The organism is Delftia sp. SD018, from assembly GCF_017355445.1.
Lineage (GTDB): Bacteria > Pseudomonadota > Gammaproteobacteria > Burkholderiales > Burkholderiaceae_C > Comamonas > Comamonas acidovorans.
Window position 1 is genome coordinate 222,389 of record NZ_JADDRN010000002.1, and the last position, 19,107, is coordinate 241,495.

At 68.2% G+C, this 19,107-nt stretch carries 15 protein-coding genes; 11 read left to right on the forward strand and 4 right to left on the reverse strand.

All coding sequences use genetic code 11. The annotated features are described in order from the left end of the window. Positions 1-4: 4 nt before the first annotated feature. Positions 5-1,378 carry an aminotransferase class III-fold pyridoxal phosphate-dependent enzyme gene (locus INR38_RS04070; protein WP_034397609.1) on the reverse strand — a complete coding sequence of 458 codons (1,374 nt, stop codon included), beginning with the start codon at positions 1,376-1,378 and terminating at the stop codon, positions 5-7. A 278-nt stretch (positions 1,379-1,656) separates the two neighbouring features. Between INR38_RS04070 and INR38_RS04075 the strand changes: the two genes are divergently transcribed. The 3 genes from INR38_RS04075 (at position 1,657) to INR38_RS04085 (ending at position 5,542) form a co-directional block, all read left to right on the forward strand. After that, positions 1,657-4,065, forward strand: coding sequence for a TonB-dependent hemoglobin/transferrin/lactoferrin family receptor (locus tag INR38_RS04075; protein ID WP_207442523.1), 2,409 nt, complete (start codon positions 1,657-1,659; stop codon positions 4,063-4,065). A 172-nt stretch (positions 4,066-4,237) separates the two neighbouring features. After that, entirely contained in the window at positions 4,238-4,726 is a 489-nt protein-coding gene (locus tag INR38_RS04080) for a hypothetical protein (RefSeq protein WP_012202078.1), read from the forward strand. 6 nt (positions 4,727-4,732) lie between these two features. After that, the gene (locus INR38_RS04085) at positions 4,733-5,542 is read left to right on the forward strand and encodes a DUF4198 domain-containing protein (RefSeq protein WP_207442524.1); all 810 of its coding nucleotides are present in this window, start codon (positions 4,733-4,735) and stop codon (positions 5,540-5,542) included. A gap of 99 nt (positions 5,543-5,641) precedes the next feature. Here INR38_RS04085 and INR38_RS04090 read toward each other — a convergent pair whose 3' ends face one another. The 3 genes from INR38_RS04090 to INR38_RS04100 form a co-directional block, all read right to left on the reverse strand. Beyond that, entirely contained in the window at positions 5,642-7,573 is a 1,932-nt protein-coding gene (locus tag INR38_RS04090) for a RecQ family ATP-dependent DNA helicase (RefSeq protein ID WP_043780224.1), read from the reverse strand. 220 nt (positions 7,574-7,793) lie between these two features. Beyond that, on the reverse strand, positions 7,794-8,945 hold the full coding sequence (locus INR38_RS04095; protein WP_207442525.1) for an acyl-CoA dehydrogenase family protein: 1,152 nt from the start codon (positions 8,943-8,945) through the stop codon (positions 7,794-7,796). Between the two features lie 10 nt (positions 8,946-8,955). Then, positions 8,956-10,197: a CoA transferase gene (locus tag INR38_RS04100; protein WP_123694914.1), complete on the reverse strand. Its 1,242-nt coding sequence runs from the start codon at positions 10,195-10,197 to the stop codon at positions 8,956-8,958. 93 nt (positions 10,198-10,290) lie between these two features. On the opposite strand from INR38_RS04100, the gene INR38_RS04105 reads away from it, so the two are divergent. From INR38_RS04105 to INR38_RS04140, 8 genes are all read left to right on the forward strand, one after another. After that, positions 10,291-11,181: a LysR substrate-binding domain-containing protein gene (locus tag INR38_RS04105; protein ID WP_034397621.1), complete on the forward strand. Its 891-nt coding sequence runs from the start codon at positions 10,291-10,293 to the stop codon at positions 11,179-11,181. Positions 11,182-11,455: 274 nt separating this feature from the next. Next, a complete protein-coding gene (locus INR38_RS04110; protein WP_012202084.1) occupies positions 11,456-12,430 on the forward strand; it encodes an ABC transporter substrate-binding protein in 975 nt (324 codons plus the stop codon). A gap of 63 nt (positions 12,431-12,493) precedes the next feature. Continuing rightward, entirely contained in the window at positions 12,494-13,333 is an 840-nt protein-coding gene (locus INR38_RS04115; protein ID WP_047217588.1) for an ABC transporter permease, read from the forward strand. Positions 13,334-13,482: 149 nt separating this feature from the next. Next, on the forward strand, positions 13,483-14,262 hold the full coding sequence (locus INR38_RS04120; protein ID WP_012202086.1) for an ABC transporter ATP-binding protein: 780 nt from the start codon (positions 13,483-13,485) through the stop codon (positions 14,260-14,262). Between the two features lie 27 nt (positions 14,263-14,289). Continuing rightward, entirely contained in the window at positions 14,290-15,060 is a 771-nt protein-coding gene (gene hutC / locus INR38_RS04125; protein ID WP_049801468.1) for a histidine utilization repressor, read from the forward strand. 113 nt (positions 15,061-15,173) lie between these two features. Beyond that, a complete protein-coding gene (gene hutH / locus INR38_RS04130; RefSeq protein ID WP_088166481.1) occupies positions 15,174-16,745 on the forward strand; it encodes a histidine ammonia-lyase in 1,572 nt (523 codons plus the stop codon). Positions 16,746-16,784: 39 nt separating this feature from the next. Next, the gene (gene hutU / locus INR38_RS04135; RefSeq protein WP_207442526.1) at positions 16,785-18,518 is read left to right on the forward strand and encodes a urocanate hydratase; all 1,734 of its coding nucleotides are present in this window, start codon (positions 16,785-16,787) and stop codon (positions 18,516-18,518) included. A gap of 23 nt (positions 18,519-18,541) precedes the next feature. Then, the gene (locus tag INR38_RS04140; protein ID WP_063328066.1) at positions 18,542-19,102 is read left to right on the forward strand and encodes a HutD family protein; all 561 of its coding nucleotides are present in this window, start codon (positions 18,542-18,544) and stop codon (positions 19,100-19,102) included. Positions 19,103-19,107 lie beyond the last annotated feature (5 nt).

A 19,107-nucleotide genomic window follows, 5' to 3' on the forward strand; every position in this document is an offset into this window, starting at 1 on the left:
GCCTTCAGGCCGCCTTGGCTTTCGTGAGCAACTGGTCCAGCAGGACCATGGCTTCGTCGATCTCGGGGCGCGAGATCATCAGCGAGGGCGCGAAGGTGATCACGTTCTTGTAGTAGCCGCCCACGTCCAGCACCAGGCCGCGTTTCTGGCCCTGGTATTCCAGGCCGCCTTCGAGGCCGATGTCCACCATCTTGTCCAGCAGCGCCTTGTTGGGCGTGAAGCCGTCTTCGGTGCAGATCTCGGCGCGCAGCGCCAGGCCCAGGCCGTCCACATCGCCGATTTCCTTGTGGCGCTTTTGCAGCTCCTTGAGGCCTTCGAGGAAGTAGGCGCCCGATTCGCGCACCTGGCGGCCGAAGTCCATCTCGTGGGTCATCTTCATGACTTCCAGGCCCAGGGCCGTGCCCAGCGGGTTGGAGGCGAAGGTGGAGTGCGTCGATCCCGGCGGGAAGATGGTGGGGTTGATCAGCTCCTCGCGCGCCCAAAGGCCCGACAGGGCGTTGAGGCCGTTGGTCAGCGCCTTGGCGAAGACCAGCACGTCGGGCTTGACGCCGAAGTTCTCCACCGACCACAGCGTGCCGGTGCGCCAGAAGCCCATCTGGATTTCATCGACCACCATCAGCACGCCGTGGTCGTCCAGCACCTTCTTGAGGCCCTTGAAGAAGTTGGGCGGCGGCACGACGTAGCCGCCCGTGCCCTGGATGGGCTCCACGTAGAAGGCCGCGTACTCGCACTGGTTGGTCTTGGGGTCCCAGATGGCGTGGTATTCGTTCTCGAACTTGCGCGCGAATTCCCGGACGATGGAGTCCGCGTATTCCTCGGACGTCATGCCCTTGGGGCGGCGGAACGGGTAGGGGAAGGGGATGAACTGCGCGCGGTCGCCGAAGTGGCCGTAGCGGCGGCGGTAGCGGTAGCTGGAGGTGATGCTGGAGGCGCCCAGCGTGCGGCCGTGGTAGCCGCCCTCGAAGGCGAACATCAGGCTCTTGCCGCCGCTGGCATTGCGCACGACCTTGAGCGAGTCCTCGATGGCCTGGGCGCCGCCCACGTTGAAGTGCACGCGGCCGGCATGGCCCCACTTGCGCTCCGCATCCTGGGCGATGAACTTGGCCAGCTCGATCTTGGTGGGGTGCAGGTACTGGCTGGCGACCTGGGGCAGGGTCTGCAGCTGCTCGATCATCTTCTGCTCGAGGCGCTTGTTCTTGTAGCCGAAGTTCACGGCCGAATACCACATCTGCAGATCAAGGTAGGGCGTGCCGGCCTCGTCGTACATGTAGCTGCCTTCGCAGCCCGAGAAGATCTTGGGCGGGTTGACGTAGTGGACGGTATCCCCGAACGAGCAGTACTTGGCTTCGTCGGCCAGAAGTTGGGCGTTATTGATCACAGCAAAGGGCTCCAGATATTCAGCCGCCGCAGTGTGAGCGGGCAATCTTGCTGCGCTGTCGAGTCTTTGTGTGGGGTTTGTGGAGGAGGCCCGCGCGGAGCCTGGATCGGCCCCTGTGACGTAAATGAGACAAAACAAATGATAATCATTATCAATTGATGGGAGAATCGCGGAAAGCCAGCAGGAACAATCACACACGGGGGGAGCAATGGTCTCGCAAGAGCACTCCGCGGACAGGTCGGCAGCTAGCCAGCAACCCTCTTTCCCCGATTCCCGCCATGGCTGTGTCTTCGCGTTCGTCTTTCCTCTCCCTCTCCCGCAATCCCTCGCGCACGCCGGTATTGCGGCCCAGCCTGCTGGCCGTGGCCGTGCAGGCCGCCGTGATCGGTCTGGCCTCGCCCGGCGCCTGGGCGCAGACGCAGACGCATGTGCAGACTGCGGACGATGAGGCCCGGCTGATGGCACAGGCTCCCACCAAGGCGCTGGCCCAGGTCGATGTGGTCGATGCAGCCGAGCCCGTGCAGCGCACGCCCGGCGCCTCCACCACCGTCAGCGGCCCGGCGCTGGAGCAGGCCGGCAGCATGGCCGATGTGGTGCGCTACCAGCCGCTGGTCTCAGCGCCCGGCACGGCCTCGGGCACCAGCCGCAACCGCAGCAGCTTCGACCGTTCGGGCACCACGGGCTACAACATCCGCGGCATCGAGGGCAATCGCATCGGCATGGATGTGGACGGCGTCGAGATGCCCGACGCCACCACGCGCCCCTATGTGAGCCGTGTCGGCGCCAACACCTTCGGCGTGGGCCGCGACTTCATCGACCCCGAGATGTTCTCGGCCGTGGACATCCTCTCCGGCACCACCACGGCGCGGCGCGCGGCCGGTGGCATCGGCGGCTCGGTGGGCTTTCGCACCAAGTCCGCCGAGGACTACCTGGTGGGCGGCAAGACCTCCTACCTGGGCGGCAAGATCGGCCACGACACGGCCGACCGCTCCTGGAACGAGAGCTTCACGGCCGCTGGCCGCTCGGGCGACCTCGACGGCCTGATCGCCTACTCGCGCCGCGACGGCCACGAGACGCGCAACCACAGCGCCATCGTCAACAGCTATCCCGACGACTGGAACTCCAACGCGCTGCTGCTCAAGGGCGGCCTGCGCATCAACCCGGCCCACCGCCTGGTGCTGTCGGCCGACCTGTACCGCCGCAAGAACGACACCTCCTTCCATGGCTGGGACACCACCAACACCAGCATCACCGAAAGCTCGCGCCAGAACAGCGACACCAGTCGCAACACGCTGCAGCTGCAGCACCTGTGGACACCGGCCGGCGCCTGGGTGGACCAGCTGGACACGCGGCTGTACTTCCAGAACACGGACACCAACGACGTCACCGACACCACCACGCTGGCCACGGGCGCCAAGGTGCACAACGTCTCGGGCAACGAGACGCGCACCTGGGGTTTCTCGAGCACGGGCGACAAGCGCATCGACCGCCACCGCCTGAGCTTTGGCATCAATGCCTCGACCCAGGACACGGAGCGCCCCTGGGCCGTGTCCGGCACCATGAAGCCCCAGCCCGACACCACCACCCGCCGCTACGGCGCCTTCCTGCAGGACGAGATCAGCTTCCAGGCCGGTGGCCGCCGCCTGGCGCTGATTCCCGCGCTGCGCGTGGACCGCGTGGAGCTCAAGACACGCGACCTGGACAACTTCGTCTCGGGCGTGCTCACGGCCGCCGATGTCCAGAAGCTCTACGGCGGCACGCGCGGCAACACCATCCTCAGCCCCAGCCTGGCCCTGGTCTATGACCTCACGCCCACGTTCAGCGCCTATGCCCAGTTCAAGCGCAGCGGGCGCGCGCCCTCGGCCGGCGAGATCTTCGGCTCCTGGAACATGGCCAGCAACTACAACACCGGCAACCAGTACGCGCTGGTCGGCAACCCCAACCTGAAGGAGGAAAGCAGCAATGCCTTCGACTTCGGCCTCAAGGGTTCGCCCACGCCGGGCGTGACCTTCAACAGCTCGGTCTTCTATACCAGGTACTCCGACTTCATCGCCTACACGCGCTACCTGCGCGCGGGCCGTCCCGACCTGTTCGTCAACGTGCCCGCCCACATCGGCACCATCTACCAGGCCGAGAACCGCGACAGCGCAAAGATCTACGGCTTCGAGGCCAGCGCGCGCCTGGACCACGGCCAGTGGATGCCCGCCGCCAGGGGCCTGTACTCCACCTGGGCGCTGGGCATCAGCCGCGGCACCTCCAAGTCCTACTACGCAGGCGACAAGGATGTGCCGCTGGACAGCGTGCTGCCGCGCAAGGCCATCGTCGGCGTGGGCTATGACGCACCGGCCCGGCAATGGGGCCTGAACCTGACCGGCACCTTCGTCGCGGGCAAGCAGGCCGTGGCCACCAACCGCGACAGCTACCAGAACGCGGGCACCGGCCTGACCGACTCGACCACCGAGCTGTTCCGCGTGCCCGGCTATGCCATCTTCGACCTGGCCGGCTACTGGCAGGTCGCAAAGAACGTGCGCCTGAACGCCGGCATCTACAACCTGGGCGACAAGCGCTACTGGGACTATTCCAGCACCCGCAGCCTGCAGCCCGGCGTGGCGCGCGACCGCCGCGACATCGAGCTGCTGAGCAACCCGGGCCGCACCTTCGCCGTGTCCATGAACGTTGCGTTCTGAGCACCCTGCGCACCATGCCATTGCATCCACGCCACCTTCACTTGCCGCGTGGCGCGGATCCGAGGAGTTTCTCCAGGGGCCGGCCGGCCTTCCCTACAGCGGCGGTGTCGGCCGGAAAGCCTCCACCACCATCGCAGCCGCCGCTGTATCTGCCTACTTCAGGAGTCGTTTCATGATCGAGTTCTCTCTGTCCCACCGCATGCTGGCCGCTGCCGGCCTGGCGGCCCTGCTCACCGCCTGCGCATCGCCCACGGCACCGTCCGCCAGCGGCCCGGCCCAGCCTGCGGGCGGGCATGGCCAGTCTGCCTTCATGGGCAGCTACGACGCCAACCGTGATGGCGTGGTCACGCGCCAGGAGTACGACACCGTGCGCAAGCAGCGCTTCCTGGCCGGCGACACCAATGGCGACGGCTGGCTCAGCGAGAAGGAGTACGTGGACGAGTTCGAGGCCCGCCTCAAGCAGCAATACGCGGGCCGCCAGCCCGACGAGCGCTATGCCCAGTCCATGAAGCAGGCCCATGTGCGCTTCGGCATCGTGGACAGGAACCGCGACGGCAAATACACCGTGGAAGAAGACATGGCCATCGCCGAACGCAGCTTCAAGGAAGCCGACGTCAATGCCGATGGCGTCGTGGACAAGAACGACGTCAAGAAGCCCTGAGCGGATATGGCCAAAACCCCATCCAAGCGATTGGCCTGGTGGCTGCCGCTGCTGTCGGCCGTGTGCATCTCCGCCCAGGCCCACACGCCCTACCTGCTGCCCACCAGCTTCGAGGCTTCGCCCCGGGCCGTCATCAGCGTGGACGCCAGCTTTGCCGACAAGTTCTTCATCCCCGAAGTGGCTTTTGGCGAAACGCGCTTCACCGTGACGGCGCCCGACGGCTCGGTCACGCCCATGGCCGATGTGCGCCAGTTCAAGACCCGTACCGTGGCCGAGCACCAACTGCCCGACGAGAAGGGCACCTACCGCGTGAGCACCGGCCCGCGCCTGGGCGCCGTCTTCCGTTCGTGGGAGCGCAACGGCAAGGTGGAGACCGCGCGTGATCCCGCCACGCCCACGCCGGCCGATGCCAAGCTGCTGAGCCACTACCAGTCGCTGTCGGTCTCCGAGACCTACATCACGGTAGGCAAGCCCAGCCGGGCCGCGCTCGCGCCCTCAGGCAATGGCCTGGAGATCGTGCCCGTCACGCATCCCGCCGACCTGTTCGCGGGCGAGAAGTTCGACTTCACCGTGCAATACGACGGCAAGCCGCTGGCCGCGCAGAAGGTGGAAATCTTCCGCTCGGCCATGGACCTGGCCAGCCAGCACAGCGTGGATGCACTGACCACCGATGGCGAGGGCCGCATCTCCTACGCCCTGCCCAAGTCAGGCATCTACCTGGCCCTGGTGCGCTACCGCGCCGACGCCCCCACCGGCGCCGCCGCGCCGCAGTACGGCAACAACTACACGCTGACGTTCAGGGTGCTGGCGCAGTAAGGGGTTCCGGCTTCACGAAAAGGCCTGCCGCCATGGAGGTGCAGGCCTTTTCTCATGGTGCAGCCCAGCCTCAGGCGATGTGCATGAAGGCTGTGCGCCTCAACCCGTGGCCACCACCCGCAGCACTTCGGCGCCATAGGCGTCGAGCTTCTTGGCGCCCATGCCGCTGATGCCCTGCAGGTCGTCCAGCGAAGCCGGGTTGCGTTCGGCAATGGCCGCCAGCGTGGCGTCGTGGAAGATCACGTAGGCGGGCAGGTTGTGCTCGCGCGCGACCTCGGCGCGCCAGGCCTTGAGGTTGATGAAGCGCACCTGGGCATCGGGGCCCAGGCTGGCGGCGGCCGCGTTGGGCTGGGTGGCGCGCTTGGAAGTGCGCGTGCGTGGCGCGGCCACGGCCTCGCGCAGCTGCACGGGGACATTGCCGCGCAGCACGTCGCGCGAGCCATCGGCCAGGCACAGGGTGTCGAAGCTGTGGCCGCTGTTCTCGCTGGTGATCTTGTGCAGGCCCAGGGCGCCCGTGGCCAGCAGCTGGCGCATCACGCCGCGCAGCTGGGGCTCGCTGTAGTCCTTGCCCAGGCCGAAGGTGGAGATCTTGTCGTGGCCGTACTGGCGCACCTTCTCGGTGTCCTTGCCGCGCAGCACGTCCATGATGTGGCCCGCGCCAAAGGTCAGCTGGCTGGCCTCGTGCACGCGGTAGATGGTGGACAGCAGCTTGCGCGCGGCGTCCGTGCCATCCCACAGGGCCGGGGGCTCCATGCAGTTGTCGCAGTTGCCGCAGGCGGTCTTTGCCACGCGCTGCAGCGGCCTGCCTTCAAGGTCCGTCTCTGCGTCTTCTCCCGGTGCGCCCAGGCCGTACTGCTCGCCGAAGTAGGCCAGCAGCCGCACGCGGCGGCAGTCCGTGGCCTCGGCCAGGCCCAGCAGGGCATCGAGCTTGCCGCGCATGACCTGCTTGAAGGTGTCCTCGGCCGGGCTTTCGTCGATCATGCGGCGCTGGTTGACCACGTCGGACAGGCCGTAGGCCATCCAGGCATCGGCGGGCAGCCCGTCGCGGCCTGCGCGGCCGGTTTCCTGGTAGTAGCCCTCGATGTTCTTGGGCATGTCCACATGGGCCACGAAGCGCACGTCGGGCTTGTTGATGCCCATGCCGAAGGCGATGGTGGCGACGATGACGATGCCGTCCTCGCGCAGGAAGCGGTCCTGGTGCAGCTGGCGCGTCTCGAAGGGCAGGCCCGCGTGGTAGGGCAGGGCGGGCACGCCGGCCTGACTCAGCGTCTGGGCCAGCTCCTCCACGCGCTTGCGCGACTGGCAATAGACCACGCCGGCCTCGCCCTCGTGCTCGCGCTCGATGAAGCGCAGTAGCTGGTTGCTGACGTCCTTCTTCTCGGCGATGCGGTAGCGGATGTTGGGGCGGTCGAAGCTGCTGACGAAATGCCGTGCGCTCTCGAGCTGCAGCCGCTCGACGATGTCGGCGCGCGTCAGCGCATCGGCCGTGGCCGTGAGCGCAATGCGCGGCACGCCCGCATAGCGCTCGTGCAGCACGCTCAGCGCGCGGTACTCGGGCCGGAAGTCATGGCCCCACTGGCTCACGCAGTGGGCTTCGTCGATGGCGAACAGCGACAGCTTACCCTGGGCATGCAGGTCGTCGAGCAGGCCCAGGAAGCGCGGCGTGTTCAGGCGCTCGGGCGCGGCATACAGCAGGGTGATGTCGCCGCTTTGCAGGCGCCATTCGACTTCCTGCGTCTCGTCATAGGACAGCGTGGAGTTCAGGTAGGCGGCGCTGACACCGGCCTCGTGCAGCGCACCGACCTGGTCGTGCATGAGCGCGATCAGCGGCGAAACCACCACCGCCACGCCGTGGCCCTGCTGCTGGCGCACGATGGCCGGCACCTGGTAGCACAGGCTCTTGCCGCCGCCCGTGGGCATGAGCACCAGCGCATCGCCGCCGGCGACCACGTGCGAGACGATGGCTTCCTGCGGACCGCGGAATTGTTCGTAGCCGAACACGGCTTGCAGGACGGAATGCGCGGCGGACAACGGGGACTTCTTTCGGCAGAGGTGGCTGGCGCGGGAGGGAGCGGGATGCGGGCGCTTCCCGCAAAAAATGCGCTGCGGCCCGAAGGCCGCAACAGCCGCCATTTTGCGCCCCCTCGCAAGGTCCAGGGAAGACCTGGGGTTTGAGCCGCTCTGCATCAACGGCCTTTTCCGGGCGCGAGGGTGCCATTTTCAGATTTCTCCTAGCCACCCGCTGCTGCATTCAGCTGCCGCCCAGCACCCCACGCGCAATGATGCTGCGCTGCACTTCGGACGAGCCCTCGTAGATGCGCAGGATGCGTGCATCGCGCACCAGGCGCTCCAGCGGCATCTCGCGCGTGTAGCCGTAGCCGCCGTGGATCTGCAGGGCTTCGTCGGTGACGAAGCCCACCATTTCCGAGGCATGGAGCTTGGCCATGGCCGAGTGCTGGGTGAACGGCTGGCCGGCCTGGCGCAAGGCCAGGGCCTGCATCGTCAGTGCCCACGATGCCTCCAGGCGCAGCTTCATGTCTGCCAGCTTCCACTGGATGCCCTGTTTCGTGGCCAGTGGCTCGCCGCCGACCAGGCGCTGACTGGCCCATTGCGCGGCGGCGGCCAGGGCGGCTTCGGCCACGCCCAGGGCGGTGGCCGCCACGTCCAGGCGGCTGTTGTCCAGCACCTTCATGGCCGTCTTGAAGCCTGTGCCCTCGGCACCCAGCCGGTGGCTGGCAGGCACGCGCACGCCGTCCAGCGAGACCTCGAAGGCATGGCCGCCGCGGATGCCCATGAGTTTTTCGGGCGCCGAGACCTGGATGCCGGGCAGATCGCGCGGCACGATGAAGGCGCTGACGCCGCGCGCGCCGGCCTCCATGTCGGTCTTGGCGAAGACCACCATGAAGCGCGCCTCGGCGGCGTTGGAGATGAAGTGCTTGACGCCCGTGATCAGATAGTCGTCCCCATCGCGCACGGCGCGCGTGCGCATGTCGGCCGGGTGGGAGCCGCCGCGCGGCTCGGTCAGCGCAAAGGCGGCCAGCCATTCGCCGCTGGCGCAGCGCGGCAGCCACTGCTGGCGCTGGGCGTCGTCGCCGCCGATGAGCACGGCGTCCGTGCCCAGGTAGTGGGCGCCGATCATGGACGAGGTGGCCGCGCAGGCGCGCGAGATGGCCACCAGGGACAGCAGCATGGCCGTGGGCGTGACGCCGGGGCCGCCCAGGGCCTCGGGCAGGTTCATGCCCATTACGCCCAGGGCCGCCAGCCCGGGCACATGGCAGGTGGCGGACAGTGCCTCTTCGTCCATGCGCTGCGCCAAGGGCGCCAGCGCGTCGTCGGCAAATCGGGCCACGGCATCGGCAATGGCGTGGTCGTCGGCGGTGGTGCCCAGTCGTTGGAAGTTCATGGAAGTTCGCTCAATGTGATGGGGAAGAGGGGGCCGCGCCTGCGGTGCCCAGGGCACCAGATGCGCGCAGCGCGGCAATGGCTTCGGCGCCCCGGCCCAGCCACTGCGAGAGCAGTGCCTCGGTGTGCTCGCCCAGGGCCGGTGCGCGCTCGGCGCGGTTGGGTGCGGCGCCGCTGAAATGCACGGGCTGAGTGGGCAGGCGCAGGCCGGGCAGGCGCGGGTCCTGCACCGCGCCGAGCAGGCCGCGCGCCTGGCTCTGGGGCGACTCCAGCGCCTGGGCAATGTTCCAGATGGGGGCGGCGGGCACGCCGGCCGCATCCAGCGCGGCCACCACCTGCGCCACTTCATGCCGGCCGGCCCAGGCCTCGATGGCCTCGCGCAGCGCGGGTTCGTGGGCCGAGCGTGATTCGTCGCTGGCAAAGCGCGGGTCGCCGGCCAGGCTGCCCAGTTCCATGGCCTGCAGGGCGGCGGCGAACAGCTTGTTGTTGAGCACGGCCAGCGCGAAGTGGCCGTCGCCTGCGCGGTACACGCCGAACGGCGCGGACAGCGGATGGCGGTTGCCCACGCGGCGCGCGGGCCGGCCCGTGAACAGGTAGCGCGCCACCGAGGTGGCCAGAAAACTCAGCGTGGTGTCGAACATGGCCACGTCCACCTGCTGGCCCTGTCCCGTGGCGCGCGCCTGCAGCAGCGCGGCCAGCGTGGCCCAGGAGGCGAACAGGCCGGCCACCACGTCGCTGACGGCCTCGCCCACGACGGTGGGCGCGCCATCGGGCTCGCCCGTGGCCTCCATGAGGCCGCTCATGGCCTGCACGATGATGTCGTAGGCCGGCCGGTGGGCCAGCGGCCCGGTCTGCCCGAAGCCCGAGACGCTGACATAGACCAGGCGCGGATTGAGCGCCCGCAACTGGCTTGCGCCTATGCCCAGGCGCTCGGCCACGCCGGGCCGGAAGTTCTCCACCACCACGTCGGCCTGGGCCGCCATCTCGTGGACCAGGGCCACGGCCTCGGGGTGCTTGAGGTCCAGCACCAGGCTTTGCTTGTTGCGGTTCATCACCGTGAACAGCGCGCTCTCGCCGTTGTTCATGGGGCCGATGGCGCGGTAGTCGTCGCCCTGCGGCGGCTCGATCTTGACGACCTCGGCGCCCAGGTCGGCCAGCAGGGCCGTGGACAGCGGCCCGGCCAGCACGCGCGTGAAGTCGAGAATGCGCACGCCGTCCAGCGGGCGGGCGGTGAGGGGGGTGGACTCGGTCATGGTGCAGCCTTGGACGGTTGGTCTATGGCTGCATGCTGGCGCGTGATTGAATCAATGGAAAATATTCGTTCCTGATTCACTGAATTCAAAAAGATGATCCAAATCAGCCTGCGCCAGCTGGAGTATTTCGTGGCCGCCGCACGCCATGGCAGCACGGCGCGCGCGGCCGAGGCCATCGGCGTGTCCCAGCCGTCCATCTCCAAGGCGATTGCCGACCTGGAGGCGCTGTGGGGCGAGGCGCTGTTCGTGCGCCGCCATGCCAGGGGGCTGGATCTCACGGCGGCCGGCGCGGTGCGCAGCCGCGAGGCCCAGGCGCTGCTGGACGGCGCACGCAGCCTGCAGGGGCCGCGCACGGCGGCGATGGCGGGCGTGCTGCGCCTGGGCTTTCTGAGCACGCTGGGCGCGCGCTGGGTGCCGGCCCTGCTGGCGCAGATGCAGCGCCTGCACCCCGGCATTGCGCTGGAGCTGGTGGAGGGCGATATCGCCTCGCTCACGCAGCAGGTGGAGCGCGGCGAGCTCGATGCGGCCCTGCAGTACGACACGGGCCTGGCGCGTCCCCGCATGGAGCTGCTGCCCGTGGCGGCGCTGCCGCCCTATGTGCTGCTGCCGCAGCGCCATGCGCTGGCGGCCAGGACCAGCGTGGGGCTGGCCGAGGTGGCCCGCTACCCGCTGGTGCTGATCAACCTTCCGCACAGCCGCGAGTATTTCCTGTCGCTGTTCCGCGAGGCCGGCGTGACGCCACTGGTGGCCCATGAATTCGCCTCCATCGAGATGCTGCGCTCCATGGTGGCCAATGGCCACGGCCTGAGCGTGCTGACCACGCGGCCAGTGGTGGACCGCGCCCACGATGGCCAGCGCCTGGCCTGCCGCCGCATCCGGGGCCGCGTGGCCCCCCAGGGCGTGGTGCTGGCCGTGCCGGCGGGCAATGCCTCGCCGCTGATTGCACCGTTCTTGAAGGTGGCGCGTGCCGTGATTGCACCGTAGCGGCGCGCAGCCCCGTGGCATGCACCACGGTGGTGAGCTGCTACCCGGGATTTTCCCCAGGTTGTATGGACAAGCTTGGTTGGCACGGCATTTGCTGTTGCTCTCCGTGTTGATCGCAGGTAGATGCAGGATGCTCGCTCCATCACCGGTTTGCCGGGTAATCCTGTATATACATGTCCGGTCGGCAAAAACACACTTCGGGCTCCCGCACTGGTCTGCCTGCGGACCCCGAAACTGCCATCGCCAACTTGCTTTCCCGACCGAGGAGTGCCACATGAGTTCGATCCCCACGTTCCGCCGCCTGCCCCTGGGGCCGCTGGCCGCCGCCCTCTGCCTTGCCGCCGCACTGCAGCCCGCTGCCGCGCAGGAGACCAAGATCACCCTGGGCATGTCGGGCTGGACCGGCTTCGCGCCGCTGACCCTGGCCGACAAGGCCGGCATCTTCAAGAAGAACGGCCTGGCGGTGGACCTGAAGATGATTCCGCAGAAGGACCGCCACCTGGCCCTGGCCTCGGGCGCCATCCAGTGCGCGGCCACCACCATCGAGACGCATGTGGCCTGGAACACGAACGGCGTGCCCATCGTGCAGATCTTCCAGATGGACAAGTCCTATGGCGCCGACGGTATCGCCGTGCGCAATGACGTCAAGGGCTTCGCCGACCTCAAGGGCAAGACGGTGGCCGTGAGCGCGCCGGGCACGGCGCCGTACTTCGGCCTGGCCTGGATGCTGCACAAGAACGGCATGACCATGAAGGATGTGAAGACCGTCTCGCTGGAGCCCCAGCCCGCGGCCCAGGCCTTCGTGGCCGGCCAGAACGATGCGGCCATGAGCTACGAGCCCTACCTGTCCACCATCCGCGCCAACCCGGCCGCGGGCAAGATCCTGGCCACCACCATCGACTACCCCATGGTCATGGACACGGTGGGCTGCGATCCCAAGTGGCTCAAGGCCAACGCGGCCGCCGCCAAGGCCCTGGCCCAGTCGTATTTCGATGCGGTGGCCATGATCGAGGCCGACAAGACCAAGTCCTTCGAGATCATGGGCGCGGCCGTCAAGCAGGGTGGCGAGCAGTTCGGCAAGTCGGCCTCCTACCTGAAGTGGTCCGACAAGGAAGCCAACCAGAAATTCTTCGCCAACGAGCTGGTGCCCTTCATGAAGGAGTCGGCCGTGATCCTCAAGGAGGCCGGCATCATCCGCTCCATCCCCGAGAACTATGGCGTGATGTACGACGCCAGCTTCATCCAGTAAGCCCGCCAGGGGATGACCATGCAAGCCGCATCCACTTCCGCAGTCCAGCCGGCTAACAAGCCCATGACCCACGCCACACCGCACGCTCCCGCGCCCGCCGCGGCGCCAGCCCCCGTCCGCCGCCGCCGCATGGCGCCGCTGGAGCCCGTCAGCCCCACGGCCAAGTGGGTGCTGGGTGTGGCCTTCTTCGTGCTGTTCTTTCTCGTCTGGGCGGCTGTGACGCTGGGCGGCTTCGTCTCCCCGACCTTCCTGGCCAGCCCCATGACCATGGCGCGCGAGGGCGTGCTGCTGTTCACCGAGTACGGCTTCCTGCACGACATCGGCATGACGGTATGGCGCGTGATGGGCGGCTTCATCCTGGCCTCGGTCGTGGCCGTGCCCCTGGGCATCGCCATGGGCGCCTGGAAGCCGGTCGAGGCCTTCTTCGAGCCCTTTGTCTCGTTCTGCCGCTACCTGCCGGCCTCGGCCTTCATCCCGCTGCTGATCCTGTGGGCCGGCGTGGGCGAGACGCAGAAGCTGCTGGTCATCTTCATCGGCTCGGTGTTCCAGATCACGCTGATGGTGGCCGTCACCGTGGGCGGCGCGCGCAAGGACCTGGTGGAGGCCGCCTACACGCTGGGCGCCTCCAACACCGGCGTGGTGCGCCGCGTGCTGATCCCGGGCGCCGCGCCCGGCATTGCCGAGACGCTGCGCCTGGTGCTGGGCTGGGCCTGGACCTATGTGATCGTGGCCGAGCTGATCGGCTCGTCCTCGGGCATCGGCCACATGATCACCGACAGCCAGGCGCTGCTGAACACGGGCCAGATCATCTTCGGCATCATCGTGATCGGCCTCATCGGCCTGGTGTCCGATTTCATCTTCAAATCTCTGAACCGTCGCATGTTCGAGTGGAGCACCCTGTGAAAAGGATCTACCCCCTGAGCGGCTGCGCCGCTTCCCCCTTGAAGGGGGACGACACCCTCGGTGCGGGGCGGCCCTTCCTCGGTGTCTCTGAGGTGAGTCGCGCCGGTTGCAGCCGCCGTGAATATTGACAAGCGCCCTGGAGAATCGTGATGAATCTTTTGTCTATTCAAGGTGTTTCGCGCACCTTCACCAGCCACAAGGGCACGAGCACGCAGGCCTTGCTGCCTGTGGATTTCGAGGTCCGCGAGAACGACTTCGTCACCATCCTCGGCCCCTCGGGCTGCGGCAAGTCCACCATGCTGCGCATTGCGGCAGGGCTGGATTTCCCGACCACGGGCCAGGTGCTGCTGGACGGCCGCGCCGTGGACGGACCGGGCGCCGACCGGGGCATGGTGTTCCAGAGCTACACGCTGTTCCCCTGGCTGACGGTGGCGCAGAACATCCGCTTCGGCCTGCGCGAGAAGGGTGTGAGCGAGGCGCTGCAAAAGGAGCGCAGCGACTACTTCATCGCCAAGGTGGGGCTGCGCGGCTTCGAGAACCACTTTCCCAAGCAGCTGTCGGGCGGCATGCAGCAGCGCACGGCCATTGCGCGCGCGCTGGCCAACGATCCCAAGATCCTGCTCATGGACGAGCCCTTCGGCGCACTCGACAACCAGACCCGCGTGCTCATGCAGGAGCTGCTGCTGGGCATCTGGGAGGCCGAGCGCAAGACCGTGATGTTCGTCACCCACGACATCGACGAGGCCATCTTCATGGCCAACCGCGTGGCCGTGTTCAGCGCGCGCCCGGGCCGCATCAAGGCCGATATTCCCGTGAACCTGCCGCATCCGCGCCACTACACGGTCAAGACCTCGCCCGAGTTCATGGAGCTGAAAGCCCGGCTGACCGAAGAGATTCGCGCAGAGTCGCTGGCCGCTGCTGCACACTGACGCTTTTCCATGACCACTGCCCACACCATGTCTTCGCGTTCCACGGCTTCCCGACTTTCCGCAACGACGGCGGAGGTGCCCATGGCCCTGTACCAGCAGGTCAAGGACCATGTGCTGCGCAAGATCGCCGATGGCTCGCTGTCTGCCGGCGAGCGCGTGCCGTCCGAGCAGGAGCTGGTGCAGGAGTTCGGCGTGGCCCGCATGACGGCCAACCGCGCGCTGCGCGAGCTGGCCGAGCAGGGCGTGATCGTGCGCGTGGCCGGCGTGGGCTCCTTCGTGGCCGAGGAAAAGCCGCAGTCCACGCTGCTGCGCATCGCCAACATCGCCGAGGAAATCCGCCAGCGCGGCCATGACCACCGCTTCGAGCTGATCAGCGTGCGCCGCGAGTCGGCCTCGCCCGAGGCGGCCGCTTCGCTGCAGCTGTCTGCGGGCAGCTCGGTGTTCCACCTGCAGGGCGTGCATTTCGAGAACGACGTGCCCGTGCAGCTGGAAGACCGCCATGTGAACCCGCGCATGGCGCCGGACTTCATGGAGCAGGACTTCTCGCTGATCCAGCCTTCGGTGTATCTGGTGCGCAACGTGCCCTTCGACCAGATCGAGCATGTGGTGGACGCCATGCTGCCCACGCCCGAGCAGGCGCGCTGGCTGCAGATGGACGCGGACCAGCCCTGCCTGACGCTGACGCGCCGCACCTGGTACCTGGGAACGCCCGTGACCTGGGTGCACTGCGTGCATCCGGGCATGCGCTACCGGCTGGGCAGCCGCTTTCGCACCGACGGTGGATCGCACGACGGCTGAGGCCTGAAAGGCGGGGTTCCCGCTCTTGCGCTGTTCCGCTTCGATTGATATTGTATAGACAGGCATAGACATCCATCCCGGCACACCCTCCCAGACACCGACAGGGCATCACCATGAACACCATCACGACTCCCGGCCTCACCTCCCGTCCCGGCACCGCGCTGACGCTGCAGCCCGGCCAGGTCAGCCTGGCCCAGCTGCGGGCCATCCAGCAGGGCGGCGTGCGCCTGTCCATGGCGGCGCCCGCCTACGAGCGCATGCGCGCCGCCCAGGCCCATGTGCAGCACATCGTGGATGAGGACCAGGTCGTCTATGGCATCAACACCGGCTTCGGCAAGCTGGCCTCCACCAAGATCGCCCATGACCGCCTGGCAGAGCTGCAGCGCAACCTGGTGCTGTCGCACAGCGTGGGCACGGGCGATCCGCTGCCCGACGCCGTGGTGCGCCTGGTGCTGGCCACCAAGGCCGTGAGCCTGGCGCGAGGCCACTCGGGCGTGCGCCCCGAGCTGGTCGATGCGCTGCTGGCCCTGGCCAATGCCGACGTGCTGCCCGTGATCCCCGCCAAGGGCTCGGTGGGCGCCTCGGGCGACCTGGCACCGCTGTCGCACCTGGCCTGCGTGCTGATCGGCGAAGGCCAGGCCAAGATCGATGGACAGGTGGTGTCCGGCACCGAGGCCATGCGCCACGTGGGCCTGGAGCCCTTCGTGCTCGGCCCCAAGGAAGGGCTGGCCCTGCTCAATGGCACCCAGGTGTCCACGGCGCTGGCCCTGGTGGGCCTGTTCCAGGGCGAGAGCGTGTTCGCCGCCGGCCTGGTGGCGGGCTGCCTGACGCTGGAGGCCATCAAGGGCTCGGTCAAGCCGTTTGACGCCCGCATCCATGAGGCGCGCGGCCAGCTCGGCCAGATCGCCGTGGCCGCCGCCGTGCGCGAACTGCTGGACGGCAGCGCCATCGACACCTCCCACCCCCATTGCGGCCGCGTGCAGGACCCGTACTCCATCCGCTGCGTGCCCCAGGTCATGGGCGCCTGCCTGGACAACCTCAGCCATGCGGCCCGCGTGCTGGTGATCGAGGCCAACGCCGCCTCGGACAACCCGCTGGTCTTCGACAACGGCGACGTGATCTCGGGCGGCAACTTCCACGCCGAGCCCGTGGCCTTCGCGGCCGACATCATCGCCCTGGCCCTGGCCGAGATCGGCGCCATCTCCGAGCGCCGCATGGCCCTGCTGCTGGACACCGGCCTGTCGGGCCTGCCGGCCTTCCTGATTGCCGACAGCGGCGTGAACTCGGGCTTCATGATCGCCCAGGTCACGGCCGCCGCCCTGGCTGCCGAGAACCAGTGCCTGGCCCACCCCAGCAGCGTCACCAGCCTGCCCACCTCGGCCAACCAGGAAGACCATGTCTCCATGGCCACCTACGGCGCGCGGCGCCTGGGCGAGATGGCGCGCAACACCGCCGTCATCGTGGGCGTGGAAGCCATGGCCGCCGCACAGGGCATGGACTTCGACCGCAGCCTGAACAGCTCCGAGCTGATCGAGGCGCAGTACGCGCTGATCCGCAGCCAGGTTCCGCACCTGGACCGTGACCGCTACCTGGCACCCGACATCGAAACCATGCGCCAGTGGGCGCTTGCCACGGACTGGCCCCAGGCCATCGTCCGCCACCTGCCCAGCCACCAGGCTGCCTGAACCCCGCAACCGCTCACCCCCCGCATCCAGGAGATCGCCATGAACGCCAACGACGCCATCCTCAACGCCAACGCTGCCACGGCTGCCACCAATCCCCGCTATGACGCCAGCCGCGTCATCCGCGCCCCGCGCGGCAGCGAACTGCACTGCAAGAACTGGCTGGCCGAGGCCGCCTACCGCATGCTGCAGAACAACCTGGACCCCGACGTGGCCGAGAACCCCAAGGCCCTGGTGGTCTACGGCGGCATCGGCCGCGCGGCGCGCAACTGGGAGTGCTATGACCAGATCCTGGAGTCGCTGAAAAAGCTGGAGGCCGACGAGTCGCTGCTGATCCAGTCGGGCAAGCCCGTGGGCGTGTTCAAGACGCACGAGAACGCACCGCGCGTGCTGCTGGCCAACTCCAACCTCGTGCCCCAGTGGGCCAACTGGGAGCACTTCAACGAGCTCGACCAGAAGGGCCTGTTCATGTACGGCCAGATGACGGCCGGCAGCTGGATCTACATCGGCGCCCAGGGCATCGTGCAGGGCACGTTCGAGACCTTCGTCGAGGCCGGCCGCCAGCACTACAACAACGACCTCACGGGCAAGTGGATTCTCACGGCGGGCCTGGGCGGCATGGGCGGTGCCCAGCCCCTGGCCGGCGTGCTGGCTGGCGCCTGCGTGCTGGCCATCGAATGCCAGCAAAGCAGCATCGACTTCCGCCTGCGCACGCGCTACCTGGACAAGCAGGCGCGCGACATCGACCACGCGCTGGAACTCATCGCCCAGCACACGGCTGCGGGCGAGGCCATCTCCATCGGCCTGCTGGGCAATGCCGCCGAAATCCTGCCCGAGCTGGTGCGCCGCGCAAAGGCCGGCGGCGCCCGCCCCGACATCGTGACCGACCAGACCTCGGCCCATGACCTGATCAACGGCTACCTGCCCGTGGGCTGGACCGTGGACGAGTGGCGTGCCGCCGCCGCCGACCCGTCGCGCCATGCCCAGCTCAAGGCCGCCGCCGCCCAGGGCTGCGCCCAGCACGTGCAGGCCATGCTGGACTTCCAGGCCATGGGCATTCCCACGGTGGACTACGGCAACAACATCCGCCAGGTGGCCCTGGACCAGGGCGTGAAGAACGCCTTCGACTTCCCCGGCTTCGTGCCCGCCTACATCCGGCCGCTGTTCTGCGAGGGCAAGGGCCCGTTCCGCTGGGTGGCCCTGTCCGGCGACCCCGAGGACATCTACAAGACCGACGCCAAGATCAAGGAACTGTTCCCCGACAACAAGCACACCCACCGCTGGCTGGACATGGCGCGCGAGCGCATCAGCTTCCAGGGCCTGCCCGCGCGCATCTGCTGGCTGGGACTGGGCGAGCGCCACAAGGCGGCCCTGGCCTTCAACGAGATGGTGAGGAACGGCGAACTCAAGGCCCCCATCGTGATCGGCCGCGACCACCTGGACTGCGGCTCCGTGGCCAGCCCCAACCGCGAGACCGAATCCATGAAGGACGGCACGGACGCCGTCAGCGACTGGCCGCTGCTCAACGCCCTGCTCAACACTGCGGGCGGCGCCACCTGGGTCAGCCTGCACCACGGCGGTGGCGTGGGCATGGGCTACTCCCAGCATGCGGGCGTGGTCATCGTGGCCGACGGTACGGACGAGGCCGCCGCCCGCCTGGGCCGCGTGCTCTGGAACGATCCGGCCACCGGCGTGATGCGCCATGCGGATGCGGGCTACGACATTGCCGTGGCGGCCGCCAAGCGCCATCAGCTGAACCTGCCCATGGTCAAGTGAGCCGCTTGCAGGACACCACGGCCATGCAGCGTTTCGACCTGAACCAGATCGCCGCCAGCCCCTGGAAGAACGGGGGCGGCAGCACGCGCGAGATCGCCTGCTGGCCGCCCGGGGCGGGCATGGAGGCCTTTGGCTGGCGCATCAGCGTGGCCACCATTGACCAGCCCGGCCCGTTCTCGGCCTTTGCGGGCGTGGACCGGCAGATCATGCTGCTCGATGGCGACGGCGTGCACCTGCGCGGCGAAGGCATCGACCATGTGCTGGACGCGCGCTGGCAGCCGTTTGCCTTCTCCGGCGATGTGGCGCTGGGCTGCTCGCTGCTGGGCGGCACTTCCACCGACTTCAACGTGATGGCGCGGCGCGGCCGGTGGCGGGCGCAGGTCCAGGTGCTGGACAGCGCTGCCGACGCCGGCCGCGCCGACGCCGGCCTGTGCATGGTGCTGCAGGGCAACTGGCAGGCGGATGGCGCTGCGCTCATCCCCGGCCAGGGCCTGTGGTGGAGCGCGCAGCAGCCCGACCCGCAGCATCTGGTGCCGCAGACCGACGACGCGCGGCTGGTGCAGGTGCTGCTGCAAGCCTGCTGACGACC